Origin of the sequence: Marinomonas sp. BSi20584, from assembly GCF_002792415.1 — a bacterium.
Taxonomy (GTDB): domain Bacteria; phylum Pseudomonadota; class Gammaproteobacteria; order Pseudomonadales; family Marinomonadaceae; genus Marinomonas; species Marinomonas polaris.
This window is the reverse complement of record NZ_KZ454871.1, coordinates 119,352-145,311: the sequence shown is the minus strand read 5'-3', so window position 1 is coordinate 145,311 and position 25,960 is coordinate 119,352. Positions and strand designations below refer to the sequence as shown.

At 42.9% G+C, this 25,960-nt stretch carries 24 protein-coding genes; 9 read left to right on the top strand and 15 right to left on the bottom strand.

What is annotated here, in order from left to right:
- Nucleotides 1-4: 4 nt before the first annotated feature.
- The 9 genes from TY87_RS04635 to TY87_RS04595 form a co-directional block, all read right to left on the bottom strand.
- Nucleotides 5-3,865, bottom strand: coding sequence for a hybrid sensor histidine kinase/response regulator (locus tag TY87_RS04635; RefSeq protein WP_100186169.1), 3,861 nt, complete (start codon nt 3,863-3,865; stop codon nt 5-7).
- Nucleotides 3,866-3,901: 36 nt separating this feature from the next.
- Nucleotides 3,902-5,062, bottom strand: a complete 1,161-nt coding sequence (locus TY87_RS04630) for an ABC transporter substrate-binding protein (RefSeq protein WP_100186168.1) — start codon at nt 5,060-5,062, stop codon at nt 3,902-3,904.
- 135 nt (nt 5,063-5,197) lie between these two features.
- A complete protein-coding gene (locus tag TY87_RS04625) occupies nt 5,198-6,121 on the bottom strand; it encodes a 5-oxoprolinase subunit C family protein (RefSeq protein WP_100186167.1) in 924 nt (307 codons plus the stop codon).
- A complete protein-coding gene (gene pxpB / locus TY87_RS04620; protein ID WP_100186166.1) occupies nt 6,111-6,815 on the bottom strand; it encodes a 5-oxoprolinase subunit PxpB in 705 nt (234 codons plus the stop codon). Before pxpB ends, TY87_RS04625 begins: the two co-directional genes overlap by 11 nt.
- Before the next feature lie 3 nt (nt 6,816-6,818).
- Nucleotides 6,819-7,586 carry a 5-oxoprolinase subunit PxpA gene (locus TY87_RS04615; protein WP_100186165.1) on the bottom strand — a complete coding sequence of 256 codons (768 nt, stop codon included), beginning with the start codon at nt 7,584-7,586 and terminating at the stop codon, nt 6,819-6,821.
- Between the two features lie 36 nt (nt 7,587-7,622).
- Nucleotides 7,623-8,930, bottom strand: coding sequence for a TRAP transporter large permease (locus TY87_RS04610; protein WP_100186164.1), 1,308 nt, complete (start codon nt 8,928-8,930; stop codon nt 7,623-7,625).
- On the bottom strand, nt 8,930-9,448 hold the full coding sequence (locus TY87_RS04605) for a TRAP transporter small permease (protein ID WP_100186163.1): 519 nt from the start codon (nt 9,446-9,448) through the stop codon (nt 8,930-8,932). The genes TY87_RS04610 and TY87_RS04605 overlap by 1 nt, the downstream gene beginning before the upstream one ends.
- A 125-nt stretch (nt 9,449-9,573) precedes the next feature.
- Nucleotides 9,574-10,551 (bottom strand): TRAP transporter substrate-binding protein, encoded by a 978-nt coding sequence (locus TY87_RS04600; RefSeq protein WP_100186162.1) that lies wholly within the window; start codon nt 10,549-10,551, stop codon nt 9,574-9,576.
- Between the two features lie 98 nt (nt 10,552-10,649).
- Complete coding sequence (locus tag TY87_RS04595) at nt 10,650-11,450, bottom strand: putative hydro-lyase (protein WP_100186161.1); 801 nt, start codon at nt 11,448-11,450, stop codon at nt 10,650-10,652.
- A 241-nt stretch (nt 11,451-11,691) separates the two neighbouring features.
- Here TY87_RS04595 and TY87_RS04590 point away from each other — a divergent pair, with 241 nt between their 5' ends.
- Nucleotides 11,692-12,963, top strand: coding sequence for an amidase family protein (locus tag TY87_RS04590; RefSeq protein WP_100186160.1), 1,272 nt, complete (start codon nt 11,692-11,694; stop codon nt 12,961-12,963).
- On the opposite strand, the gene TY87_RS04585 is transcribed toward TY87_RS04590, so the two are convergent.
- Nucleotides 12,964-13,869 (bottom strand): LysR family transcriptional regulator, encoded by a 906-nt coding sequence (locus tag TY87_RS04585; RefSeq protein ID WP_100186159.1) that lies wholly within the window; start codon nt 13,867-13,869, stop codon nt 12,964-12,966.
- Between the two features lie 158 nt (nt 13,870-14,027).
- Here TY87_RS04585 and TY87_RS04580 point away from each other — a divergent pair, with 158 nt between their 5' ends.
- The gene (locus TY87_RS04580; protein ID WP_100186158.1) at nt 14,028-14,609 is read left to right on the top strand and encodes a DUF502 domain-containing protein; all 582 of its coding nucleotides are present in this window, start codon (nt 14,028-14,030) and stop codon (nt 14,607-14,609) included.
- A gap of 101 nt (nt 14,610-14,710) precedes the next feature.
- Nucleotides 14,711-15,955: a TIGR03862 family flavoprotein gene (locus TY87_RS04575; RefSeq protein ID WP_100186157.1), complete on the top strand. Its 1,245-nt coding sequence runs from the start codon at nt 14,711-14,713 to the stop codon at nt 15,953-15,955.
- A 99-nt stretch (nt 15,956-16,054) separates the two neighbouring features.
- Here TY87_RS04575 and TY87_RS04570 read toward each other — a convergent pair whose 3' ends face one another.
- The 3 genes from TY87_RS04570 to TY87_RS04560 all read right to left on the bottom strand — a co-directional run bounded on the left by TY87_RS04570 (nt 16,055) and on the right by TY87_RS04560 (nt 19,351).
- The gene (locus TY87_RS04570; protein WP_100186156.1) at nt 16,055-16,600 is read right to left on the bottom strand and encodes a porin family protein; all 546 of its coding nucleotides are present in this window, start codon (nt 16,598-16,600) and stop codon (nt 16,055-16,057) included.
- Nucleotides 16,601-17,055: 455 nt separating this feature from the next.
- On the bottom strand, nt 17,056-18,144 hold the full coding sequence (locus TY87_RS04565) for an OmpA family protein (RefSeq protein ID WP_100186155.1): 1,089 nt from the start codon (nt 18,142-18,144) through the stop codon (nt 17,056-17,058).
- Nucleotides 18,145-18,454: 310 nt separating this feature from the next.
- Nucleotides 18,455-19,351 carry an NAD(P)/FAD-dependent oxidoreductase gene (locus TY87_RS04560; RefSeq protein ID WP_100186154.1) on the bottom strand — a complete coding sequence of 299 codons (897 nt, stop codon included), beginning with the start codon at nt 19,349-19,351 and terminating at the stop codon, nt 18,455-18,457.
- 147 nt (nt 19,352-19,498) lie between these two features.
- Between TY87_RS04560 and TY87_RS04555 the strand changes: the two genes are divergently transcribed.
- The 4 genes from TY87_RS04555 (at nt 19,499) to TY87_RS04540 (ending at nt 22,188) form a co-directional block, all read left to right on the top strand.
- Nucleotides 19,499-19,945, top strand: coding sequence for an Rrf2 family transcriptional regulator (locus TY87_RS04555; protein WP_100186153.1), 447 nt, complete (start codon nt 19,499-19,501; stop codon nt 19,943-19,945).
- A 4-nt stretch (nt 19,946-19,949) separates the two neighbouring features.
- Nucleotides 19,950-20,642: a helix-turn-helix transcriptional regulator gene (locus TY87_RS04550; RefSeq protein ID WP_100186152.1), complete on the top strand. Its 693-nt coding sequence runs from the start codon at nt 19,950-19,952 to the stop codon at nt 20,640-20,642.
- A gap of 137 nt (nt 20,643-20,779) precedes the next feature.
- Complete coding sequence (locus TY87_RS04545; RefSeq protein WP_100186151.1) at nt 20,780-21,169, top strand: VOC family protein; 390 nt, start codon at nt 20,780-20,782, stop codon at nt 21,167-21,169.
- A 227-nt stretch (nt 21,170-21,396) separates the two neighbouring features.
- The gene (locus TY87_RS04540; RefSeq protein WP_198432031.1) at nt 21,397-22,188 is read left to right on the top strand and encodes a DODA-type extradiol aromatic ring-opening family dioxygenase; all 792 of its coding nucleotides are present in this window, start codon (nt 21,397-21,399) and stop codon (nt 22,186-22,188) included.
- Here the strand turns inward: TY87_RS04540 and TY87_RS04535 are convergent.
- Both TY87_RS04535 and TY87_RS04530 read right to left on the bottom strand, forming a co-directional pair.
- The gene (locus TY87_RS04535; RefSeq protein ID WP_232617067.1) at nt 22,185-22,523 is read right to left on the bottom strand and encodes a tetratricopeptide repeat protein; all 339 of its coding nucleotides are present in this window, start codon (nt 22,521-22,523) and stop codon (nt 22,185-22,187) included. The genes TY87_RS04540 and TY87_RS04535 overlap by 4 nt on opposite strands.
- Nucleotides 22,524-22,634: 111 nt before the next feature.
- On the bottom strand, nt 22,635-23,519 hold the full coding sequence (locus TY87_RS04530; RefSeq protein ID WP_100186148.1) for a phytanoyl-CoA dioxygenase family protein: 885 nt from the start codon (nt 23,517-23,519) through the stop codon (nt 22,635-22,637).
- 670 nt (nt 23,520-24,189) lie between these two features.
- Here TY87_RS04530 and TY87_RS04525 point away from each other — a divergent pair.
- Both TY87_RS04525 and TY87_RS04520 read left to right on the top strand, forming a co-directional pair.
- Nucleotides 24,190-24,372: a hypothetical protein gene (locus tag TY87_RS04525; protein WP_100186147.1), complete on the top strand. Its 183-nt coding sequence runs from the start codon at nt 24,190-24,192 to the stop codon at nt 24,370-24,372.
- A 192-nt stretch (nt 24,373-24,564) separates the two neighbouring features.
- Nucleotides 24,565-25,938: a Fic family protein gene (locus TY87_RS04520; protein ID WP_100186146.1), complete on the top strand. Its 1,374-nt coding sequence runs from the start codon at nt 24,565-24,567 to the stop codon at nt 25,936-25,938.
- The last annotated feature ends 22 nt before the right edge of the window (nt 25,939-25,960 follow it).

The window sequence follows — 25,960 nt, the reverse complement described above, 5'->3', positions numbered from 1 at the left end:
GTGTCTACTGCTCAAAGTTTTCAAGATTAATACTAAGACTTTTGAAGTGCTTCGCTGCCTGCTCAAAGTCATAAAGTTTTAGGGCCGAGATGACTTTCACCATACTTTTATTAGCATTTTTGTCGGTGATATTTGGAAGCAATTTCTGCGCGAGAGAAAGTGCTTCAACAACATTTTTATCGATATAAGTAGCTAATATTTTTATGTTATTTCTAAATTCACTTAGCTCCATAGACGATGTTGTTAGGATCTCTTTCTCTGAATTTACATTATTGACCGCATGCCACGCTCTAAGGTCGTTAAATATGATATTCAAATCATGTTCTACGGATATCAGTATAGGCGTTATATTGATATTTTCTTCTTCGAAAGCTTTTTCCAGTTTGGCTGCTGATGCTGCTAGTTCAATCATGCCTAGTGTCGCTGCGGTTCCCTTTAGTGTGTGTGCCAGTCTATTTGCTAATACGAGATCATTTGTTTTTATAGCTGTGTTACATTCATCGATGAAGGAAGTTTGTGTTTCCAGAAAACGCTTTAATAATCGGCTGTAAAGTGGTTTTGTAAGTGTTCTCAGCAAGCCTAATTCAGTATCAATATGAATGCTGTCTGGTAGTTCTATCTTGCTTGTATTGTTTTGCAAGGCAGTGGTTAAAGCCGTGTTGCTGTTGTTTGCGCTGGTTTTAACCCAAGTGCGCAAAGTATTAAACATGGTTTCAAAATGAATGGGTTTGGCGATGTGATCATTCATGCCAGATGCTTTTGCATATTTGATGTCTTCCGGCATGACATTGGCGGTCATGGCGATAATAGGAATATCTTTATATTGCGTCATGGCTCGTATTTTCTGAGTCGCGGTATAACCGTCCATGATCGGCATTTGGCAGTCCATTAAAATACAATCAAAGTCATCAGACCCTATTAAGTCTATTGCCTCTTGACCATTTGTCGCAGAGGTAAAAAGGATGCCACTGCGCGCGAGTAATTCCTCGGCCAATTCTCGATTGATTTCGTTGTCTTCAACCAACAAAACTTTTGCTCCTGCGAGCTCATAAGAGAATGAAATGTCATTGCTATTGCTCCTATGATCAATGAGAGAAACCGATTCAGGGCCACATAGCTGTATGATTTGATCGAACAAGCTTGAGGTGGTGACGGGCTTAGTCAAATAGGCTGAAATGGGTAAACCAGATCCGGCTTTTCGAGCGTCATCTTGTCGATGAGCGGTTACCATGATAATGGTTAGAGTCGTATCGTCGCGGGTTTCAGCAAGGATGGCTTTACATGTGTCTATGCCATCAAGTTCAGGCATTTTCCAATCAATTAGCATCAGTGGATAAGGCTGCGAGCTGGCTTTTAATGAAGCAATATATTGAATTGCTTCGTGTCCACTGCTGCAGGCATGACAGCTAAGCCCGAGCGCTTCTACGCTGGCTTTTAATACGTCTCTTGCGCTGTTGTTGTCATCAACGACCATGACTTGGCTTAAATTGGTATGGCTGTTTAAGGCGTATTGAGAAGGCACATTTTCGGCTGCCTGAAGATTTATTGTAAAGTGAAAGGTACTTCCTTTATTCTCTTCACTTTCTACCCAAATATCCCCACCCATTAGCTGAATAAGTCGTTTTGATATGGCAAGCCCAAGACCTGTGCCGCCGAAGCGCCGTGTGGTTGATGTATCGGCTTGAGAAAAAGATTGGAAGAGATTGTTTTGCTTGTCTTTACTGATGCCTATTCCAGTGTCTTGAACCGAGAAGTGGATAATGTTTTCATCCTGATTATTTTTTGAATACGCGGCGCGGATGATGATTTCACCTTGTTGAGTGAACTTAACCGCATTATTGCCGAGATTAAGCAAAATCTGTCGTAGTCTGGTGGGATCTCCAATGACTTGCTGAGGCACTTCAGCATCAATATCTATAATCAGCTCTAGGCCTTTTTCTTCTATTTTTAGCTCCAGTACGTGCGCTACCTTGTGGATCAAGCTAGGTAGCATGAAAGGCACGTTCTCAATGTCCATTTTACGCGCTTCAATTTTTGAAAAGTCTAAAATGTCATTAATAATGTTGAGAAGTGATTCGGCAGAATGACTGACTTTTTCGATATAACCACGTTGTTTATCATTTAAAGGTGTTTGCAGTGCTAAAGACGACATACCAATAATGGAATTCATTGGTGTACGGATCTCATGACTCATATTGGCAAGGAATTCGCTTTTTGCTTGGTTGGCATTTTCTGCCGCTTCTTTTGCTGTTTGCAGTTCCGCTGTTTGCAATGCAATGTCATTTTCGAGTTTGACTTTATATTGGGCTAATGACTGCTGTGACATGAATTTTTCTGTCACGTCTCGCCAGGAGATAATAGTGGCAGGATGGTTATTAAAAGAAATCGATAGAATAGTCATATCTGCGTAGATCAGCTCGCCATCATGGCGCTGGAAAACCCATTCAGTTCTAGTGTTTCCACATAAGCTTACTTGTTCAAAATGGCTATTTAAACTTGATGACGAAAGCACGCCATTGGTTTGTTTTTCTGGAGAAATGTCATACATTTCTGAGCCTAATAAGGCTTCTTTTGTTGGGTATTGAAGTGCTTTAACCGCGGCGTTATTGCATTCCACCATTTTTTGATTCATTAGAATCCATACAGGGTCTGGTGTGATTTCAAACATCGAGCGGAAACGTTCTTCACTCTCTATAAAACCAGAAAGTTGTCGAGTGACTTTACGAGAAATAGCCCAGGCTAATAGCAATAATATGGTGATAGATATGCCACTAATCCAAAGAATACGAGTTTTAACTTCCGTTAATTGATCTTCGATTTTTTGCTCTAAGTTTTTTGAATTAAGTTGAACGAACTCGCCAATTTGATCCATTAATCTTGGTAAGGGTAAAAATGTTATTTCTAATAAGTTGATGAGTTCAATTTTTTCTTCCTCAAGAGAAATGTGTTCTATTCGCTCTTCAAAAAGACCGCTTTGACCCAATTTTATGACCTGTTCCGTATTATCAAAAAAGTATCCTTCACCAAAAAGTGTATTACCTAAAGCGTTTCTTTCTTGTTGTAATTTTTTGGCCGTTTCTGGATGGATCTTTGCTGACTCTGCAATAACGTAATCGAGACGATCTAGGGAAGACTTGATTTGATTATCTTTGAGGTCTGTAATGACGCTCAATGAATTTGAGACAATCATGACATTGAGCGCAACTTCAAGCGTGCTAATGTCTTCCATAGCGGTATTTAGGGCGGACTCAAGACGTGATAAGCGTAACTTTAAATATTCTCTCGCAAGTTCATCTCTTTTTTCATAAGGAGAAGTGTTGTATTGGTAGATTAGAAAGTTTTCTTGTAAACGATTTTGACCTGTTATGGCGTAAGTTAAACTTTTTAATTGATTTAAGTGACTTAGGGCTTCGTTTTTATAGTTGAGCTGTTCCTCATCTAAAAAATGGCGAGATCGGCGGTTGTACCAGTCAGTAATTAGCTTTGTTGTGTCTAATATTGTTTGTCCTCGGTCTACTAATTGCGAACTGAAGATTTGTGTTTGTGCATCATTAGATTCTGATTCAAGTGTAGCAATAGCTTGGTAATAAAGGTCGATATTATATTTGTTATTTGCTGTGGGATCTGAGCCTTCAAACAATGCCTGGCGAAGTTGGCTGCGGTAGGCTGGGACTATCTCTCTCAATTCTGCGGACGCATTTAATAATTTTGTTTGCTGTGTTCTTAGGTCCAATCTTTGTTTTGTGAGTTCTTGTAGGGTAATGGTTAATATTGTTGCGCCGATGATTGATGATATTAAGGCAACGAAGGCTAAGAGCCACACCAAAGGAGAGATGGATAAGTGATGTCGATCTAATGTCATCATAATATGAATCTACTAAGTTTCTCGTTTAATAACTGGTCACTGTATGTCAGCGTAAGATAATTCTTGTAATACACCATTGGTAATAAGTTGCACCCAAATATGTCGTTTTTTGATGTTTAAAACATACAGTTCGTTTTGTTCCTGAGAGTCATAATTATCCCTCGCAAGTTTTTTTAAGCTGTCTTCAATTTCTTTGCTGGTAGGAATGTCTTTTAATGGCAAAAGAGCTTGTCCAACAATGAGAGCATTAATGTAACCTTCCAATTGCATTGTTGTTGGAGGAGCCATGTCTCCAAAGCGAACCATGTCTTTTCTCAGTTGTTTGATGATTGGCGATTTCCAATTATTTAGCGAAGGGGTTGTTTGAGTCATTAATATCTTTGCCTTAGTGTCGCTAATTTGTGCTTGTAATGCCTCCAATCCCGTAAATGAAAAAGCAGCAAACAGTGGTGAGATGTCAAAGGCCTCAAGCTGCTTAATAAAGTTGGCGCTTGTGTCATAAGTGCTGATCATGATAATGGCTTTTGGTATCGGAAAAACACCTAAGACATCTGCAACCGAATTACTTACTTCGCTACTATTTCGTTGATGTCGAATCTGCAATATTGACGCTGGATCTTTGAGTCCAGCGCCAGTTAAAGCTTCTATTGTGCTGGCTAATCCTGCATCGCCGTAACTGTCCTTCTGTGCAAAAATCGCAATTTCATTCGGCTTTATACCTAAATCATTTACCAGTATGTTGATTAAATAACGGGCTTCTTCTGTGTAGCTTGCCCGAGTGTTAAAAATGAAGGGTGACGACCTCTCGGCTCGAATAGATTGTGCACCAGTGAAAGGCTGAATAAGTGGTATATCGTTTTTTGATAAAACATCAAGAGATGCAAGGTTGGTTGGTGTTCCAACGCTGCCTAACATTGCTTTTACCCCATAATCCTTGATTAGAGTAGTGACTTGGGAAGGCGTTCGACTTGGCTCATAGCCATCGTCTAAGGGAACTAATAAAAGTTGATAGTTCAGTTTCTTGCTGTCATTGATACGTTTAAAGCCTAACTCTATGCCGCGAATCACCTGAGTTCCCGTAAAGGCATTTGGACCTGTTAATGGACCAGTAAAACCAAAACGTAACTCGGATGAATAGGCTTTTTCACCCAATAAAAAAAGCGACAGAGTTAGGCAAACAAGGACTCTTAATATCATAAACAGACTCAATCCCGCCGATACGATAGGCAAAGTAGTGAGTTATCAGTCTAAGATAAAAATACAGGAATGAAATGTAAGTTTGGTAAGTAAATGTCAAAGCTGGTTACCCAGCTTTGTATTGATAAGAAAATATTAACGCCACTGAGTAAGTCGAGCCATTTGCAAATGGCGTTCTTGCTCGGCCTGATCGACAGTGATGGGAGTGAACTGGATAATATCGCCCGGCTTTTGTTGGGCAAGAATGCCACCGCCAACACGGGTTACGCAGCCCATTTTCGGGTAGCCACCGATGGTTTGCCTATCTTGCAATAAGACAATCGGTTGGCCATCTTTTGGAACTTGAATCGCACCATAAGCAATGCCTTCCGAAATAATTCCTTTCAGGTCGCTGTGTACTTCTTTGCCTTCCAAGCGATAGCCCATGCGGTCTGAGTTGGACGATACTGTGTAATCGCTAGAGAAAAAGTTGGCGCGATCTAACGAGGAAAAAGACTGATACTGATAACCTAAAATGACCGGTATTTCTTTGTTGCCATAATTTGGAATCGCTAAGCGAGGCACTGATCTTTTTTCATGGCCCGAGAAAGCTTGATAGGCTAATAGATCGCCTTTTTGCAGTTTGTCACCTTTGCCAGTGAGTCCGCCAATTTTTTCACGCACCACCGTGGCAACACTGCCTAGCGTCGGCTCGCAGTGAAAACCGCCTTTTACTGCGAGGTAAGCTCGCAAGCCCCAAACTGGCTGGTGGAAGGCTAATACATCGCCTTTTTTAATGGCGTAGGTTTGCCAAGGCGTGATGCTTTTGTCGTTCAGCGTTGCTGCAAGATCCGCTCCGGTGATGGCGATGCTGGTATCGGCTTGCGCTTCTAATATGAACATGCCAAAGGTGATTTCGATCTCTGGGCTATTACTGTCGTTATCGAGTAGAGCGTTGGCCCAACGAAAGGCAACTTCATCCATCGGTCCGCCAGTGGTTAGGCCAATAGATTGATGACCGTGGCGACCCAAGTCTTGAATCAGCGCCAACAAGCCGGTTTTGATTACTTTAAAAGCCATCGAGCTGACCTCCTAGTACTAAGAATTCATCCCGAGAAATAGGCTCGAATCGCACCGAATCTCCCATGGCGATTAGTGCGAGATTCTTGCTGCCCCAATCAATCAAATTGACCGGAGTGCGACCGATAATTTGCCATCCACCTGGTGTCACGCTTGGATAAACCGCCGTTTGATTTTCTGCTAACGCCACGCTGCCAACGGGAACTTTTAAGCGCGGCGTGGTTTTTCTTGGCACATGAAGTTCATCGGGTGTATTACCCAAGAAAGCAAACCCCGGCGTAAAACCAATGGCGTAGGCTCGATAGGTTGTCTCTTGGTGACGTTTAATCACTTCGTCTATGCTCAACTTGCAATGACTAGCAACGTCTTCGATATCTGGCCCTACTTCCTTGCCGTAATACACCGGAATCACCACTTCGCGCTGATCTTTGACTGAAAAGTCATTAGGATCAATGGCTTCTATAGTCTGGCGAATGGTTTTAAAAATCGCAAAGCGGTCATAATGATCGTCATCAAATACCACCAAAAGCGTGGTGTAGGATGGCACCAAGTCCACAATCCCCGCCAGCTTCACCAAGTGTTGTGTGACTTGAGCAATGTAATTGGAGGTCGCTTCGCTAATCACCTGACTAAAGGTCAATAAGCAGGCCTGATTACTGACCATTTCTATGTTCGGGAAATCTTCACGGCTCATAATTTATTTCGCGTTTTTCTTACTGGGCTGATTAAGATTTAGTCGATCAACCAGAGTCCGAATGCGTGTAACAGCATCCACTGCATGAGCACCATCGCCATGCACACAAATAGTGTCGGCGTGGATTGCCAGTTGCTTGCCCGAGGTGGTCGTTAATGTGCCTGTTTCGCATAATTGCTCGACTTGCTTTTCGATCAAGTCAAAACTGGCGTGAACCGCGTTTGGTTCTTTGCGTGGCGTCAGGCGACCTTCGTCTGTGTATAAACGATCAGAAAAAGCTTCAAACCAAACTCGGATACCGTATTTTTTTGCCATCTTCTGGATTTCAGGAGCTTCTGGCACGGCCATCACCATCAGTGGCATGGTCGCGTCTAGCTCGCTCACCGCTTGCATCACCGTGTCTAATACAGAGAAATCCGCCATCATGGTATTGTACAAAGCACCATGGGGTTTGACGTAATCTACTTGGGTGTTTTGGCTTTCACAGATACCTTTTAACGCGCCAATTTGGTATTGAATCAACGCCTTTAGTTCAGCGGGTGCGATGTCCATATTACGACGGCCAAAGCCAACTAAGTCTGGATAAGCTGGATGCGCGCCAATGGTGACATTATGCTGTTTTGCCAAGGCAACGGTTTTTGCCATGGTCAGTGGATCGGAAGCATGGAAGCCGCAAGCGATGTTTGCTTGGTCCACAAACGGCATGATTTTATCGTCTAAACCCATTTTCCAAGCGCCGAAAGCTTCGCCCATATCGCAATTTAATTTCATGTTTGGTTCCTCGTGCCTTTTTACTGTTAAAAGAGGTTAGTTTTGAGACATGGTCGTTGGTAAGTACGTGACAATTTCAGGAAAAATACTGATTAACAAGATGGCTACGCCAATCAGTAAAAAGAACGGCAGGGCAGCTTTTGCAACATACAAAATATTTTTCCCCGTCAGAGCCTGAATCACAAAGAGATTGAAACCAACGGGCGGGGTGATTTGCGACATTTCCACCACTAACACTATGAAGATACCAAACCATAACAGATCAATATTCGCCGCTTGTACCATAGGTAAGATGACTGCAACAGTCAGCACCACCACAGAAATACCATCTAAGAAACAGCCTAATATCACAAACAATACTGTGAGGTATAAGATCAATTCCATAGGCGACAAAGACATGCCAGAAATCCACAAAGCTAAGGCTTTAGGAATACCCAAAAAGCCCATCGCCAGCGTCAAAAAGTGCGCGCCAACTAGGATAAAACCAATCATACAAGAGCTTTTCACTGCACCTAATAAGCTGTCCATAAAGCTATGACGACTTAATGATCCAGTGAATGCCGCAAGTACTAAAGCACCCGCCACACCAATGGCAGCAGCTTCGGTTGGCGTCGTAATACCACCGTAAATAGATCCTAAAACAAAGCCGATCAACCCGACGACTGGTAAGAGTTTACGCAAACCTTTGATGCGTGCTGACCAGCTGGTTTCATGACCCGTAGTTTTAGGTAATTCGTCCTTATGTAGATGTCCCCATATCATGGTAAAGCCCATAAACAGGGTGACTAATAACAAGCCTGGCAAAGCGCCAGCGATAAACAAACGTGCGATAGACACTTCTGCCGCCACGCCATACACAATCAAAATAATCGATGGTGGAATTAACAGACCCAATGTTCCAGATCCTGCCAAGGTGCCGATGGCCATGCGGTCGCTGTAACCTTGCTTGCGAAGCTCAGGCAAAGTCATGCGTCCAATGGTCGCAGCCGTTGCCGCAGAAGAACCCGATACCGCAGCAAAAATGCCACAGCTGAGAATGTTCACATGTAGCAATTTCCCCGGTACGCCGCCCAACCAAGGCGACAGACCTTTGAATAAATCTTCTGATAAGCGAGTACGAAACAGCACTTCGCCCATCCAAATAAACAATGGCAAAGCGGTAAGTGACCACGCAGTACTTGCACCCCAGCTAGAAGTCGCGAAAAGCAAATCTACCTGATAATTTTCGGAAAGAATTAAGCCCAAGCCACCAATGGCGATTAGGGTAAAAGACACCCAAACACCAAGCGATAAAAGGGCGAGCATGGCAAACGCCAATAGGATAGAAATCCACATCATATCCATTAGATTTCCTCCAAAGACAGAGCGTCTTCTTGTTCACTATAAGTGGGTTTTTTGCCCCGCAATACTGTGATTAATGCATCTAAAATGGCGAGGTTAAGCGCGATCATACCAATAGCCACAGGCAGTTGCGGAATCCAAAGCGGAATAGGCACATAGCCATAAGACACTTCGTCATAAATATAAGATTCGTACACCATGTAAGAGCAGGCGTAGGATAAATAGCACAGTAACCCGAAGGATAAGATTAGAATCACGACTTCTTGTATCCTGCGAGGTAGCGGAGAAAATCGTTGAATCAGCAAGGTGACACGAATATGGCCGCCTTCACGAAAGGTATAAGCCAACCCAAGAAAGGTTGATGCCGCAAGCGCATAGCCAGCGAAATCTTCCGCAGAGGGGACAATAAAACCGAATAAACGACCGATGATTTGTGCTAATAAAAGCAAGGTAATAATAACGATACACAAACCGGACAACAGGCCAGAACAGAGGTAAAGTTTTTCTTTTAATTGGCTCATAGTGTTCACTTTTTGCTTGGAAGACACCACCTAGCTTCATGTTGTAACCAACAAAAAACTAGGGGTGTTAGGAGGACACGTTTTTATCCAAGAGTCTTTTGTTACCAGTTAAAGACTCTTGATAATCAGTTCTGGTAACGAGTCAGGATTTCACCAATTTCTTTTGGTGCTTCTGCTTTCCATTCTTCTGTCATCGTTTTGCCAATGGCTTTTAGTTCTTCAACTAATTGAGGCGATGGATCCGATACCACCATGCCATTTTCAAGCAAGGTTGCTTTGTCTTTCGCCGCGCGTGCCGCGATTTGAGTCCAGCCTGCCGCTTCGGCATTTTTCGCAGCATCTAGTACTACTTGCTGAGTCGCTTTATCCAAACGACGGAAAGCTCGCTTATTCACTACAACGATGTTTTTTGGAATCCACGCTTTTACATCTGTGTAATAGTTCACGTAATCCCAAGCTTGGCTATCAACGCCTGTTGATGGCGAAGTGATCATGGCTTGGATAATACCAGTACTAAAAGCTTGAGGAATATCAGGCGTTTGAATGGTCATTGGCGTGGTATTCATTAAATCAGCAAGGCGAGATTGCGTTGGGCTGTAAGCACGCATTTTTTGACCTTTTAGATCGGCCAAGCTGTTCACTGGCTCTTTGCTGTAAAGGCTTTGTGCTGGCCACGCTACCGTATAAAGCAGCATCATGCCGTCTTTATCAAGTTCCTTGGCGATAGAGGGTTTAGCCGCTTCCCACAATCTTTTTGCGTCTTCAAAAGACGTCGCTAAAAATGGAATATTATCGTGTTTGTAAATCGGGTTTTCATTGCCCAAAATACCCAAGAATACTTCACCCATTTGTACTTGTCCTGATTTCACAGAACGTGGAATTTCAGTGTGCTTTACCAAAGAACCACCAGAGTGAACCGTTATATCAAGATCACCATTGGTATTGTCTCTGATTTCTTTGGTGAAGGTATAAGCGATTTGTGTTTGTAGGTTGCCATCACCATAAGGCGTTGGCATGTGCCATTTTTCGGCAAAGCTGGCGGTAGAAGTAAAGCCGCCAATAGCGACGCTGCTAATGAGTAATGCGTTGGTTAATTTTGACATAGTATTCGTTCCTATTTTTTGATGTTGTTGTTCGTTTTTTATTATCAAAGACGCGGTAGTTACTACCTGCGAGGTATCATTCAAGGTCCTGAAAAACGCTATAGCACAGCGAGATCCGTATCTAAAATATCTGTCACCAGCATTTTTCCTGGTGCGTGTGTAATGCAAATCGGTGGCTTGGCATTGCGAATGGCAACTTGTGGTGTGACGCCACACGCCCAAAATACAGGGACTTCTCCATCTTTAATGCTTACTGCATCGCCGTAATCTGGCTTGCTTAGATCTGCGATACCAATGTCTTGTGGTGAACCAAAGTGTAGTGGAGCACCATGAGCTTTTGGAAAGCGTGTAGTGATTTGAATCGCTCGAATGGCATCTTTTGGAACATAAGGGCGCATGGTCACGACTGTGTTACCAAAAAAACGACCTGCTGGTACGGTAGCAATATTGGTTTCGAACATAGAGACGTTCACGTCTTCTTCTATGTTTCTTGGTGTGAGTCCAGCTTGTGATAACGCATGTTCAAAAGAAAAAGAGCAACCTAATACAAAAGCCACCATGTCGTTTTGCCATAAATCTTCAATGTCTGAGCGGCTTTCGACTTTTTCACCATTGCGGTACACGTAGTATTCTGGGATGTCGTGGCGCATATCAATGTCGTTGCCGAGTTCTAGCATCCTAAAATCGCCGACTTCAGATACGCCAATCAAAGGACAAGACACCGGGTTTTTTTGGCAATAAAGTAAAAAGTCATTTGCCCAATCGGCTGGTAAAATCACCACATTACCTTGCATCGCGCCTTGAGCTAAGCCGCTAGTAACGCCTGTATGTGCCTTGCTGCGTATCGCTTGGCGTAAATCAGACGTTTGTTGCAGTAATGGTAATGTAGCTTGCTTCATTTATGCTTTCCTTTTTTTTGCCACAATCTAGTTCACTAAGAGTAGATCTAGCTTACCTTAAAAGTCTAATCGTGTTTTTTTGGGTGATTTGATCAATTTTTTTTATCAAATCTGCAGTGATGATTATTCTCCCTTTGACGGAACGTATCAAGCGAGGTAATTTCCTAGACCAAATTAGGATGTGGTTTTATGAAATTATCGTTCAAAAAACATCCAAAAACATCTAGTAGCGAGCTAATTTATGACGCAACCAAAATCATCGAATTTTGCTTGGCAGGATAGAAATCTTATTGCCAAGTGGAAGAGTGCTTTAGATATTATCGATTCAAAAGGCCAAGCGGTTTTTACTGAGCTTTTTGATTATGTTGAGCCTCAACAAGGGCCGTTGAATGGAGCTATTGTCTCGATCAAAGACCTGTTTCAAGTGGAAGGCTATAAGACGCAAGCAGGCTCGGTGTTTATTAGCCAACAACTTGCAGAGCAAGACTCTACTGCTGTTGCTCAGTTAAGAAAAGCCGGTGCAAGTTTCTTAGGTCATACCAATATGACAGAGCTGGCGTATTCGGGATTAGGGTTAAATCCCCATTACGGTACGCCAGATAATCCGATTAAGGCTGGCCGCATTACTGGAGGATCAACCAGTGGTGGCGCGGCGTCGATTGCCTTGGGAATAGCCGATGCCGCACTTGGCACAGATACGGGCGGTTCATTACGTATTCCTGCTGCGTTTTGTGGTTTAACTGGCTTTAAACCGTCACAACAAACCGTATCGAGAAAAGGCTGCTTGCCATTATCAGACTCGCTTGATTCAGTTGGCCCTATTGCCAAGACTGTAGAAGAGTGTGAGTTGCTGTGGCAGGTATTGTCTGGAACAACGACTTCATCTGAGACAGAAAAAAGCTCAGACGCTGATGAATTACGCATTGTCGTACCAAGTAACTTTGGTATGAATGATTTGGATGCGCTGGTTGAAGAAGGTTTTGCCGAGAAACTAGCTCAGCTTGAAGCGGCTGGCGTGGTGGTCGAACGACGTTTTATTGATGCGCTAGAAGTTTACAAAACCTTGCCGGTTTGGCAGTTTTCAGCGTTTGAAAGTCAGGCTTTCTATAGCCAAGATTATGACTTGGAAAAAGCTGACATTGACCCACGAGTGGCTTCTCGTCTCGCCCGAGCTAAAACCATTAATGCTGAGGATTTTCAGCAGACTCAAGCAGCTCGCAAGGCGTTTATTAAACAGGTGTCAGAGGCTGAGCCAAATACGGTTTTCTTGCTGCCGACCGTTGCTGTTGCCGCACCTAAATTGTCTGATTTAGAGCTAGATTCCGAATACGATCGTTTAAACTTATTATGTCTACGCAATACTTCGTTAGCCAATGTGTTAAACGGTTGTAGCATTTCTTTGCCGTTTCGTTTTAAACAAGAGCCGATGGGGCTGCTGTTGACAGCTGGCAATGGTATGGATCAGGTATTATTGGATCTGGCGAAAAAATTGGAGTCTATTCTAAGACGCTAGTTATTGAGTTTGCTTCTTGCTGTATTCCTGGGCGGCGATCACTGCGAGGTCGGTTGCTACTTCTGCGAGAGGGTTAAATGGCTCATCAGAATAGGATGCGGTGAAAGTAAGGTCGCTGGGAGTCCAAACCGCTCTTATTTTGCGTAGGCTTCCAGCCTCTAATTCTTTTGTAATCATGATGTTAGGTAGGGTTGAGATCCCTACTGCATCAATGGCTAAACTGCGGCAAGCGGCCAATGATGTCGAAGCAAAAAAGTGTGCCGGAGGTCCATCGAGCTCGCGGAATTTTTGATTGATTTCTACATAAGGTTTGGTGGCTCGAGCGTAAGTAATGATGGGCCACTTAGCTAACTCTTCTAAATACAAAAGTCGATCCGGCAAGTTCAAATTCGGGCTGGCGACCCAAGATAGAGAAAAAGTACAAAGCTCGCGATTAACGATGTTTGGCTCGGAAATTGGCCCCATTAACAGCCCTAAATCCAAAGATCTGTCTTTTATTCCATTGCTCAAATTGGCCGTAATATCGACTGTCATTTCCACATCAAGGTTTGGCATGTCTTTGTTGAGGCGTGACAAAAAATCAGGCAGCCAAGTGTTCACTATAGTTTCTGACACGCCCAAACGTAATACGCCAGAATAGGCGGTGGAAAGGCCAGCGCGTTTTCGTAATTGTTCGGTTTGATAAAGAATTTTTTCTACGTAAGGGAGTAATTCTTTGCCTTTCGATGTCAGCATAATCGGGCTGGAACCGCCTTCTCGTTCGAAAAGTTTGACGCCTAGCTCGGCCTCTAATCCAGAAATTCGAGCCGAAATGGCGGGTTGCGTAGTATGAAGTCGCTCTGCGGCTTTACGGAAGTTACCTAACGAGGCAACCCAGACGAAGGTTTCTAGGCGTTTGTAGTTCATATTGTTACTCCGTAAGGGCCTTAACTAAGTAGTTATTGCACAAAAGGGTATAAGGATGGCGGTGTTTCGGCAATCTTTTCGTTAAGTCTTGTCAGAGTCATAGGAGTGGCACAAAGCTTGCGGTATGCTGTGAACAATTTTATAGGATCATTTTAAACATGAATAAATTGATTACGTTATTGCTTAAAGGGTTAGTGGCAGTTTTACCAATTGGTTTGACTGTGTATCTGATCTACTGGTTATTGGCGACAGGCGAAGCCATTGCCCAGCCGTTGTTATTATTGCTGATCCCAGATGCGCTGTATTTTCCAGGGTTAGGTCTAATTGCCAGTTTGGCGATGTTGGTCTTGATTGGTTTTTTAGTGAATTTATATGGCTTTCGTTATTTGGTGAAGTTGAGCCATAACATTTTTGAGCGTATTCCGTTAGTGAAGTCCATATATGGTGCCATTAAAGACATGATGATGGTATTTAACTTGGCGGAAAAGAAGGAAATGAAGAGCGTTGTGGCAATTGAATGGAATGGCGCTCAGGTAATTGGTTTCATTACCGGTGAACAAACTGGACAACAGCTCTTTGGCGAACAAGATTTAGTTGGTGTTTATGTGCCGTTAAGTTATCAAATTGGCGGTATGACGCTTTATATTTCCCGTGATCGTTTGACCGAATTGGACATTGGTGTAGAAGAAGCCATGCGCCTTGCCTTGACGGCAGGGGTGCAGAGCCGACCTAAGTCTTAATGGTTTAATGTGTGTTTTTTGCTAGAAATCATTGGGGCGTGAGTCAAAATTCTTTATCATGCGCTTCTTTTTAGTAACTCTTTGAAGTGATGTTGGTAAGTATGCAAGAAGCGGTGCAAACGCAAAAAACAGTCATTGTTGTCGGTGCTGGCCCTGCGGGCTTGATGGCAGCAGAAGGTATTTGTGCCGCAGGTCATCAGGTCCATGTGTACGATGCCAAACCCAGTGCATGCCGTAAATTTTTATTGGCAGGTGTTGGTGGCATGAATATTACTCATTCAGAAGCCTATCCTGAGTTTATTCAGCGTTATTACGACAAAGCCGAGTGGCTGGATACAGCGATTAGCCAGTTTAATGCTGATGCCTTGTGTGATTGGATTCATAATTTAGGCATCGAGACATTCGTCGGCACATCTGGCCGAGTTTTCCCCAAAGACATGAAAGCAGCCCCTTTGTTACGTAACTGGTTAAAGCGCTTACGTGACGCCGGTGTGCAGTTTCATATGCGTCACAAAATGGTCGGCTTGTCGGCAAATGAGGCGGTGTTTGATCATGCTGGAGAAAGCGTGATTGCACAGGCTGATGCGATTGTATTAGCAATGGGTGGTGCAAGCTGGCCGAAGCTAGGTTCAGATGGTGCGTGGCTTCAGGTATTGACTGAAAAGGGCATTGATGTGGCGCCTTTGCAAAGTGCCAACTGTGGTTTTTACAGTGAGTGGAGTGAACACTTAAAAACGAAATTCGCGGGTAGTCCTCTTAAAGACGTGGCGTTTTCTTTTACCTTAGAAGACGGGCAAGTGGTAACGAAAAAGGGTGAATGTATTGTCACGCAAGACGGGATGGAGGGCAGCTTGATTTATGCTTTTTCTAAATACTTGCGCGATGGCATTAACGACTCAGGTCAGTCGTCTTTGTTGATGGATTTTCTGCCGCTGCAAAGTGAAGAGCAAGTTATCAAAAAACTGCGCAATACCAAGCCAAAAGAATCCTTTAGTAAATACTTAAAACGTACGCTGAGTATCACTGGCGTGAAAGCTGTGTTGTTGCATGAATCCTTTCCTAAAGAAGCTTTTCAGACGCCAGAAACCTTAGCTCGATGTTTAAAAGCGGTGCCTGTTAGCTTTTACAAAACTAAGCCGATAGAGGAAGTTATTTCGAGCGCTGGTGGAGTATGTGAAAGCAGTGTTGATGACAAGCTAATGCTAAAAGCTATGCCCGGTGTTTTTTGTGCTGGTGAAATGCTGGATTGGGAAGCGCCAACTGGCGGATATTTATTAACGGCTTGCTTTGCGACAGGGTGTTTAGCTGCCAAAGGGGTCAATGAGCATCTTGCGGCTAAACGCTGATTTTACCTAGCTCTCAAACAAAAAATGCCTCATGGATACATGAGGCATTTTTTTGTCGTACATCCATGTCCGAGAATGATTCGATTATCTTGCGACTAATTAATTAGACGCTTGTTGGTTTGGCATACCGAAATTGTACTGCACACCAACAGAGGTTACGTTATCTAAATGGCTGTCTTCAATATCTTTCACCAAGCGGAAGTCTGCTCGAAGATCCACATCGCTGTTAATCGCATATTTAACACCACCACCAGCGTTAACTAGTAGGTTGTTTGAGTCGCCATCAACGTCTGTTATACCAACACCCGCTGCTACGTATGGCGTTAGATTTACCGTAGTGAACTCAGGAAGGCTGTATAGGCCATCAACTCGGTATTGATTTAGGTCGTTGTCGCGTCCGTGTTTGCTGGCATCTGAATGAAGGTAAACAGCTTCTAGAGCCAATGGGCTGTTAGTTTGGTAACCAACACCAATGGAGTAAGACGTGTCATTGCCTGCTTGTCTATCACCATCTGTATTGTAGTAGCCGATGCTTGGCGTTACGGTGAAGCCTTGTTTTGGTGTTTCAGCATATGCCATTGTAGCGAGAGATGAAGCAATTAGGACACCGCTAAAAAGAGTGCGTTTTTTAAAAGATGTAGACATATTAATTTCTCCTAATGAACATAATGTTTTGTTGTTCGCTATTTAGATTACGCGGATTTTTAGCATTGAAAACCCCACCAAAAATGCGTAAAAAATAGGACATGAACCTCTGCTGCTCAATCATGACGCAAGCTTTACTGAAGTGGTGATATTCAAGCAATTGAGTGATTAAAAAGTGCTCTAAATGGTGTAGGAAATGCGCTGCTTATTACAGTAAGTTTTCACTTAAAAATGGTAAAAAGTAATTGTGACGAGACTAAGTACATTTGGCCACAAAGTTCCAAATGTTCAAACAAGCGTCAGTACAGGATCGTTGAGTTGTGTTTAAATTTTATTATTCAAACAGTAAAAATAAAAAAACGCTCGATATAAAATATCGAGCGTTTTTTTTAAGCATTAGGCTATTTAAGCGAATAAAAACTCATCACAAATAAGAGCCTAGACGAGAGTCTTTTCTATACTTCGCTGGTTGAGATAATAGCGACAACTCGGCGATTGGCTTCACGATGTGCTTCGGTATCATTTTCAACGAAAGGTCTTTCTTCACCGTAACCAATAGCCTCAACGCGTGTTGCTGAGATCTCAAAGGTGTTCGTTAGCACCTCTGCGATGGCTTTAGCGCGTTTTTCAGACAGTTTTTGGTTGTAGCTTGCGGCACCAGAGTTATCTGTATGGCCTTCAATCATCACAGTGCTTCCTGGGTTTTCTTTAAGGAAGATGGCGATTTTTTCTATTTCTGGATAAAACTTCTGCTCAACGTTGGTTTTGTTAAGGCCAAATTGAATATTAATTTTTCCTGGTGGTTCAGCAACTATCTCAGGCTGTTGGGTCGTTTCTTCCGTCATAGGTGATGCTGCAATAGGTTCCTCTTGAACTTGTTCAGCTGGTTCTGAGTTAATGACTTCCGGTTGCTCGGCTTGTTGTGGCTGTGCAGCTGGTTCCGGCTCTGCTTGAGTATAAGACTGTTCGTAAGCTTCGACAGAATCATTTGTGGATGGTGTTGAATTGTTAGAAGAGCCACCAAAGGTCATTTGTACGCCCAGAGAGGTAACATTATCGAGATGATGATCTTCGATGTCATCGACCAGACGGAAGTCCGCACGTAATGAAACAGTATCATTGATAGCGTATTTCAAACCGCCACCGGCATTTACTTGTGTGTTGTTATTACTGCCGTTACTGAAATCAGCCGTACCAACACCTGCAGCTAAATAAGGTGTTAGGTTAAGCGAGTTGATACTAGGCAAATGATATAAGCCATCCAAGCGGTATTGATCTACATCGACGTCACCACCTCCACTAGATTGTTTAGAGTCTGCATTTAGGTAAACAAACTCTACAGCCCATGGATTGTTGAATTGGTAACCTAGACCTAAAGAGTAAGCTGTATCATCCTTGGTATCTCTATCGCTGTCCATGTTGTAATAGCCGATGCTTGGGGTGACGGTGAACCCTTCCTGTTGTTGTGCAAGCGCTAATGTTGATACTGAAGACGCTGCAATAATACTGCTGAGAAGCGTGCGTTTTGCTATGTTAAAAGACATGTTTTATCTCCTGATAAATATCTATGTTGGTTGTTCTTTTCATTAGCATAACGCGTTTTTTCATGCTTAAAAAATGACATGAAAAATACCTATGGTTCTTATGTCATCTGATATTGCCCAATCATGACGTGGTGTTTACTTAATAAGCGCTATCAACACGGATAGAGTAGAAAGTAGGCGCTTAAAAGCGCAGAAAAGGAGATATTCATTACACGAGATTTTCACTCTAGTATCTAATAAAAGAAGATAGGAATAGAAGAATTAAGCCAAGGTGGATATTTATAATCCACCTCTAAGATAAACCAAAGGTTTAATCGTGCATTAATGATTGATGAGCTCCGACTCCAGCCATTACGCCAGAAGCCGATGCTAAGGTAGCATTTTGCATTGGGTTGGATACATCACCAGCAGCAAAAACGCCCTCCACAGAAGTCTGCTTAAATGGATCAGTTTTAATCACTAGACCTAGCGGACCTTCTTCAAATTCGCATCCAAGTTGTTCTGCAAACGGGCTTGCCATGTGAGTTTTTGGCCCTACAAATAGAGCCGCTAAACGAATCGTACGACCATCTGCAAGATAGACCGATGACATTTCCGGCGCTCGTCCTAGTACTTCTAATACTGGAGTGCTTTCAATAGTAACACCACGTTTTAGTAAAAAAGCGCGCTGCTCTTCATCCGGTTCGTATAGACCTTGAGTAAAGTAGGTTGTCGGCCCCCAATCCGGAATCATTCCAGCCTGATGGGTAGATAGCGGACTGGTTGCTATAACTCCAAGTGGCTGGTTACGTACTTCATAGCCATGACAATAGGGGCAGTGAATCACCGTCGCCCCCCAGCGTTCTTTTAAACCTGGTATAGCCGGCAATTCATCTCTTAATCCTGTGGCTAATATGAGTTTTTTACTGTGAAGGCTTGTATTGTCTTCAAGCGTTACATGAAATGCTGAAGGTTTTTTTTCGACCGCCACGGCTTTGCCTTTGACGATGTCCACTGTGGGATATTTTAGTAGCTGACGATAGGCTTCTTGTTGAATGGCGAAAGGTGATACGCCGTCTAGTCCGAAAAATCCATGAGATTCATCAGAGAAACGATTTCTCGGTTCTCCAGCATCAATTACAGTAACTTTTCTTTGTCCTCTTGCTAGCTGCATGGCGGCAGACAATCCAGCAAAGCTTCCACCAATTACGATAACGTCAAGTTGCATTGAGTTGTTCCTCATTCCTGTTAAACATAGAGATATTAAATAACATCATAAGTTACATGAAATTCTAAAGTCAACTCACGATACTTTTAATGTTTCATGAAAATCTGAGTTAGAATATACATATTGTTATTCGCCATGAGACCCCTGATGAGAAAAGACAGCCGTTTATCCCGCATGTTGCACGTACTGATTCACATGAATCAGCTGGATGCGCCTGCCACTTCTGAAAAAATTGCCAGTATGCTCAATACCAACCCTGTTGTAGTGCGTCGCACCATGGCTGGCTTGCGAGACAAAGGTTACGTCACCTCGGTTAAAGGTCATGGCGGAGGTTGGTCATTGGCCATGGCTTTGTCTGATATCACTTTGTTAGATATCCATAATGCTCTGGGTGAAAGCTCAGTGTTTACCATTGGACTCTCTGATGAACATACGTCATGCCCGATTGAAATCGCCGTTAACCAAGCTATTAGTGATGTATTGATTGAAGCCGAAGCGTTATTGCTAGAACGCTTTCGAGAAGTAACATTAGATGTGTTAGCAGCTGGCTTTGCGGATTATCCGCTTAATCAACAAGCTTCTAGCGGAAAGTAACAACGTGGTTCGTTCCCAGCGTTTGCTTACTTTAATTGGTTTACTGCGTAGCCATCGATATCCGGTGTCTGGGAAAACGTTGGCTGAAAAACTCAATGTGAGCTTACGTACCTTGTATCGAGACATTGCGACGCTGCAAGAGCAGGGCGCGAATATCGAAGGCGAAGCGGGTGTGGGATACGTACTCAAACCGGGTTTTCTTCTGCCGCCGTTAATGTTTACTGAGGAAGAAATAGAAGCCTTGGTGTTAGGTGCCCGTTGGGTCGCGCAACGTACCGATAGCCAATTAAGCAATGGTGCGCAAAACGCCTTGAATAAAATTGCTGCCGTACTACCAGTAGAATTAAAAGACATCCTTGATGATACGACTTTGCTGATTGGCCCGAGTAAAGAATCGACCACAGATACGGTTGATATGGCCGAAGTTCGCCAAGCCATTCGTGACGAGAAAATCCTCTCTATTGATTATCGAGATTTGAAAGGCAAACACACTCAGCGCCGTATCTGGCCATTTGCTTTGGGCTATTTTGACGAGGTTCGTGTGTTGGTTGCTTGGTGTGAACTGCGCCAAGAAATTCGTAACTTTCGTACTGACCTAATTCTGTCGAGTGAGTTAATCGACACTCGCTACACTACACCTCGTCATTTATTGCTCAAGCAATGGCGCGCAACCTTTCATGAGTCCAAGCCTTCTTAATAAAACCCCCGGTGTTTTGCATCACTGCTGACAAGATCTGACACTCTGTCTGTTTATTCTCATTTTATCGGGTGAAAGCCCGATTTGAAGTACTAAACTTTTAACGTGAAATATAAACAGCAAATAGGAATATCAGTATGGATCTCTCAAATTTCACCATCTTATATGTAGATAATGTTCAGCGCAGTGTAGATTTTTATCGTCCTTTGTTTGGCCGGGAGCCTGTCGAGTCGACCGAAGGTTTTGCTTTGTTTGTCTCGGAAACGGGAACAAAATTTGGCTTATGGGCGCGAGAAAGCGTATTGCCAAAAGCCAACGATGTACCAGCAGGTAGCATGGAAGTAGCACTAGCTCTTGATAATCTGATTACTCTACAAATCCATTACACCAAATGGAGAGAGCTGGGCGTCGACATTATTCAAGAACCAACCGAAATGGACTTTGGCACGACGTTCACCGCGCTCGATCCTGATGGCCATCGTCTGCGTGTCTATACCTATGAAAAAGGCAAGCATGAGAAAGCCTAATGGCTAAGAAGATACCTTCATCGATCAAATGATGAAGGTTTTCTTTTTTTAATCGAAAAGAAACTCAAGCAGTCTTTTTTATTAGATTGTTGATTAAAATGAAATGATGGGTTAACTGGATGTATATTGATCAAGTTGAGTCGCAAGCCTAGACTGATTACATCAAATAAAGCCAATTCAGCTTTTAGCGAGTTGGCTAATTATTCCAGTTTTAGAGGTGAATGATTATGTTACCCACTTATTTTATTTCTCATGGCGGCGGCCCTTGGCCTTACATGACAGACATGCGCGCCATGTTTTCTAATCTTGAAGCGTCTTTGGTTCGAATGACGGAAGAATTGCCTGAAAAACCAAAAGCCATTTTGATGATTTCTGGCCATTGGGAGCGCAAAACTTTTGGTGTTCAGTCTAGTCCAGCTCCGGGAATGGAATACGATTATTACGGTTTCCCAGCTCATACCTATGAAGTGAAATACCAGGCTCCGGGCGCGCCAGACGTCGCAGCTCGTGTCGCTGAACTCATAAAAGGTGCAGGGTTTCCTGTGGATTTGGATGATAAAAAAGGTTTCGACCACGGCGCATTTGCTCCCATGGCAGTGATGTATCCAGAGGCTGATATGCCACTGGTTCAATTGTCACTTAAATCGAACCTAAACCCTGAAGAACATATGGCGCTAGGTCGTGCATTGGCACCATTACGTGAAGAAGGCGTGCTAATTGTTGGCAGTGGTTTGAGCTTTCATAACCTAGGATTAAGAGGCCCGCAAGCTAAAGTGCCATCTAGTGCGTTCGATGCTTGGTTGCAAGAAACCTTATTAGAGTCTGAGCCGACAGAGCGCAGCGCAAGCTTAGTCGAATGGGACAAAGCACCGTATGCGCGTCTTTGTCATCCAAGAGAAGACCACCTAATTCCCTTGATGGTTGCTCTTGGAGCGGCTGAAAATAGCAAAGCAACCTGTGTGTATCACGATGAAGGGATCTTTGGCGGCTGGACTGCTTCAAGCTTCCGCTTTGATTAATCGCTCTTAGGCTTTTTTGTCGTATATTTTTTGGTGGCTCTGGATCGAAAGCCTGATCTAGCGCCAACCTGTTTGATACGACCTTTCATTTCCAGCATGGCGATTTTTATCTTTTTATTCGAAGCCGATAGTTTCTTTAGCTGTTCTATTTCTTTTAACGCTTCGGCAAACTGCTTTTGTTTAAGCAAGATCTCAACAATTTCCTGCATGCGGCTGATGACTTCCGTGTGATCCGTTGTGAAATTAGACAAGCTGATTTCAAGTGCCTTTCGACATTGTTCTAACGCTTCATCTGGTTGATCTGTCTGTTCGTCGTTGCGTGTCATTGTTGTCATGAAAGCCTTGGGAGGAATGGAGTGAATGCCGCATTTTACTGGGAAATCATCGAGTTTGCCTGCTTATTCATTGTCTGAATAAAAAGACGAATAAGGGTATTGGCCGATTGGTTATATTTGGCGCCTGAAATCGAGTCGTAATACTTGTCGAGGCAGGCCTGAAACATTGGCTGAAAAAGTGTGAAGGCAGCGCGGATCAAACACAATGATGTCGCCTCCTACTCCGGTTAAGGTGACAGCCTTCTGTTCGATGCCATGCAGCGAACTGCCTTCTTCAATGAATCGTTGGATTCGTTGATCAGCGGAGCCTTCTTGAACCAGCTCTTGGAACCAAGGGTCTTCTTGAATAAGGGAGTCTAAGACCTGATCCATAGGCAGTAGCGTTACGTCTTTAGGGTTATCAAACAGTCCGCTATTCACCGATTCAAAGGCGTTTATTAATGCCTCGTTACCGGATGTCCCAAATATTTTGGCAAGACGCTCTGCTCGTCGATGCGACCCAGAAATGACGGTTGTTGCTCCCATGTCTGCACTCACATCATCGAGAAATACAAACACAAATAAACTCCAAGGCTCGGCGTCTCCTACCACACAGGGTTCATCGCTGTGCCAAGATTTATGAGGCACATTCCAAACCGACTCTGAACCTGGAAAGCTTAATAAAGAATACCAAAGATCCAACGGGCGCCAAGTGTGAGTGCCGAATACCTGATCTAAAGACGATTGGATCGCACTTTCTATCTCGTCTAATTTCCCCGAGGCTTTGAGCTCTCGCATTATCGACCCCATGCCGTTTAGCCGTCTTGCACGAGTGTCTCCGACAGGGTTACTGGCATTGGAAAACCATGTGCTAGGTTCGTCAATATGAATACTAAACTTGCTGTTAATTTCCTGCCAAAGATAGGTCTGCACATTTTTAATTTGGTCAATATCGATGACACTGGAAAGTTTAAGGACACCCTTGTTTCGGAAGTCTTCACGTTTAGATAATGTCATCGAATTGGTTTCCCGTTCAGCGTTAGTGTCTTAGTGATTTTAGTCTTAGGTCCATAATACCATTGGGCTCTCTTGAGAGAAGTCCTGTAATCTAAAAACACTTGTCTCAAAATGACGTTTTTTGAGACAGTCATGATTACTTCACCACCTAAAGACTTAATAGATAAGCCTCATCTTTTGTTTGCTTCTCATTTGGCTGCCAGTATTAGTCAGCACTTTTTTTTAAATTATTAACTGCCAGATAGCTTGATGAGATTTGTAAAGCTATACGCTGAGCCAAAGACACTTTGTTAAGCTCGCTTGATTCTAAATATTGAGGAGAAAAGAATGAGAGCCGCTTTTTTTATGATGGCTATCAGTTCATTGTCGTTAACTGGTTGCGAGATAAACTGAGTAGGCGGAAAGTTTGCTGGTGTTGATATTGAAGCCAAAAGTGAAGGTTCGCATCAAGATGGCGGTAAAAACGGAGTATTTTGTCCGCCTGGTCAAGCTAAAAAAGGCGGCTGCTAATATTTGGATAGTTTTTTCTTTAAGAGCGAGAATGATTATTAACCGTAATATTTTCTGAAAATACTTCAATTTTTTACATAACTTTTCTCATTTATGACAGAGTAAATTGGAAAAGTTGTCTATGGTTAGAAGTCACCATGCATCTACGGAGAGAACCCGCATGAACAGAAAAGATGACCGTATACAACATTTGGTTAGTTTGCTCGAAAACTTAGAAAAAGTATCGCTTCAGGATATTGCCCAAATTCCCCCTTCACAGCAGCATATATTGGCCGAAAAAATCGAAAGCTTGCAGGATGAGCTAAAGGCTTTAATGATGGACGATGAACCAATGACGCATTGATTCTATTGTTTAGTTACGTCATCTCAAATATTAACAATGCAATTTGACTCTCTCTATTGCCCAAGCAAAAAAAGACCGGCCTAAGCCGGTCAAACGCTATTAGATTTTTTCATCTCAATTTTCTATTTTTTTGAGACAATTTTAGTTTGTTTTGCTATTCTCATCTCAATATTTTCTATTTTTGAGATAGTTATGATTGTTTTTCCACCTAAAAAGCTCATAGGAAACCCTACTCTTAAAGCCTTTGAGTGTGGAGGTGAGTTAGCGGCTAAATACTTTGAGTTTTATCGTCCCGTTGATACAAAAGGACGATATTTTCATTTTGATGAGCTAAAGCATCGATTGCCCAAGAAATTGGATGCATTGTTAGTTTGGTCATTTATAAAAGAAGCCAGAAATAACCAAAGACAAACGGTCTTTTTTAATGGAAGTGTTGTTTATCCTAGTCTATATCTCACTCCAACCATCCACAAAGCCATCAGCGAGACCGATAGAAATACCACCACAGCTGCGCTGGAGTGGATGTGTAATAAGATCGGTGAGCAGAAACATTTAGACTATTTGTTAAACGATTTAGTGGAAGACGAAGCCATCAGCAGCAGTCAGCTGGAAGGAGCGGCTACCACAACGAAAGTCGCAAAAGATATGCTGAAAAGGGCCAGAACCCCTAGAAGCATTGATGAAAAAATGATCCTTGGTAATTTCAATATGATGAAGTTTGCGTGGGGAAATAGACATAAAGATTTGTCCATCGAGCTCATCGAAGAGCTGCATCAAATCGGTGTTGAAGGCATTGATGATGGCAAATATAAGCCAGGTGTTATTAGAACCACAGATGATGTTGTGGTTGAAAATAACGATGGTGAGGTTGTGCATACACCGCCGAAAGCTGATGATCTTGAAACACGGCTAAATATGTTAGTAGAGTGGGTTAATGAATCCCATCATGATGCTGAAGGTTCTGATTATATACATCCTTTGGTGAAGGCTATTACGCTGCATTTTCGGATTGGCTACGAACATCCTTTTCACGATGGCAACGGACGTGTCGCTAGAGCACTATTTTATTGGTACATGTTTAAAAATGAGTTCGCGGCTTTTCGTTATATTGCGATTAGTCTTTTGTTGAAAGAGGCGCCAGTACAATACGGAAAGAGTTATCTCTACACCGAAACAGATGAGATGGATTTGACCTATTTTGTCGATTACCAATGTCGCATCATCATTAGGGCGATAAATAAGTTTAAAGAATCTTATACAGAGTCAGTGCAGGAATTAGAAGCGTTTAATAGATGGTTGTTGGACTCAGGTCTTTATCGCAAACTTACAGATAAACAGCAAACCGTTTTGCAAGTGGCGAAAAATGGCTTAGCAAAGATATTCACTATCAATAATGTGAAAGACAACCTTGGCTGTTCGTACAATACCGCGGCGACTGTGTTGAATGGTTTAGTTGAACTTAAGTTATTTGAAAAAGTTAAAGATGGGCGCGAGTGGGTCTATAAAATGATAAATCAAAAAGATCTGGTTAGCTCTTGGCAGCCAAGCAAAAAAAGACCGGCCTAAGCCGGTCAAACGTTCAGAGAGT